At 69.7% G+C, this 1375-nt stretch carries 2 protein-coding genes; both read right to left on the bottom strand.

The features are described from left to right. On the bottom strand, nt 1-699 hold a 699-nt coding region (locus ASG00_RS03060), incomplete at its 3' end, for a hypothetical protein (protein ID WP_056206787.1). Beyond that, nucleotides 699-1375 (bottom strand): hypothetical protein (locus ASG00_RS03055; RefSeq protein ID WP_162238333.1); only part of this gene is annotated, 677 nt, incomplete at its 5' end. The genes ASG00_RS03055 and ASG00_RS03060, both read right to left, overlap by 1 nt.

The following is a 1375-nucleotide window of genomic DNA, read 5'->3' as shown; positions in this document are numbered from 1 at the left end:
CCCGCCGCTCGCGACCGCGATGCTCGTACCCACGACCACGTCGATCACCGGCATCACACCCGCCGACGGCGACCACGCGCCACCCGCCCGCGTGTAGAGCGTGCCGGTGTCCAGACGGAAGGCGAGGGAGCTGTCCGCCGGGGTCCACGCGGCGAGCTCGGTCGCGTTCCGAACCAGCACGACACCGCCCGCCGCGGCGGTGTACGTCGCCGTGGTCGTCACGGCGACGCCGCTCGCGTTCGTCGCGGTGACCCCCGACGGGATCTGCACCGTCCCGATCTCGACGGCACCGGTCGGCATCGACGTGCGGGCCGTCGCGAAGTCGGACGTCGACAGAGCCGCACCCACCACCGGGGTGTTGTTCGGGTCCGTCCCAGGCGACACCGACTCGTTCTGCTTCGCGTACACGACGTAGTAGTTGATCCCCGCCGGCGGAGAAACCAGCGGTGACGGGAGCTGCACGACCCCGTCGTTCGCGATCAGGATCGCGCCACCGAACTGCACCGCGACCGCCTGGAGCGCGGCGATGTCGACGTTCAGGTCCGTGCGGGCGACGAGGAGCTGCGTGTTCACCGGGGAGAGGACGCCAGCGCGAACCGCGCCGGTGCTGTCCGACGCGAACAGACCCGAGATGGCCTTGCGGGCTTCGGTGGTGCCGGTCTGACCAGTGGGGCCAGGCCACGAACTGCGAACGGTCATCAGTGTCCTTCCATCAGGGATTCGAGGCGCGTCACGCGCTCCTCGAGCGCCGCCCGCGCGGCCTTCTCAGCGCGCGCGACCGCGAGGAGCGGGACGACGAGCATCGTGTAGTTCACGGAGTCGGGGAGGCCGGCGGCGTCGTAGTACACCCACGGTGTGAGGCCGGCGGCGTGCAGGTCTTCCGCCATCAGGCCGTACTCGTCGGCGACGACGTAGTCGGGGCCGACGTACCCCTCGAACATGGGGTCGTCGCGCTTCCGGACCTCGGCGATGTAGTGGAAAACGAACGGCACGATCGTGAGGAACACATCCGCGTCGATCTGCGCCTCGGTGATGTCCTGCTTGTAGCGGCGCGACGATGACGTGTTCCCGAAGCGGCCCGTCGCGGTCTCGATCCACGTCGCGTACCGGCCGCTGGTGATCACGTTCGTGACCGCGTCGAGCGCGCGGAGTTGACCGCCGACGACCGTGTCGCTTCCGGTGGTGAGAGCGCCCGCCGTGGACATGCTGCCCGACGCGGTCACCGTCGTCGGCGCGATCGCGCCCGGGCTCGCGACCAGCGCGTTAATCTCAGCCCGCGTGTACGAGTTCGCGTCGATCGCGGCGGTCACTGTGGTGGTGATGTCGGCGATCGCCTGCTGCACCTGGTCGACGAGGCTGTTCACGCTCGTGCCCG

The organism is Microbacterium sp. Leaf351 (assembly GCF_001423825.1).
Lineage (GTDB): Bacteria > Actinomycetota > Actinomycetes > Actinomycetales > Microbacteriaceae > Microbacterium > Microbacterium ginsengisoli.
Note: the sequence above shows the minus strand (reverse complement) of the source record. Positions and strands in the feature narration are given on the sequence as shown.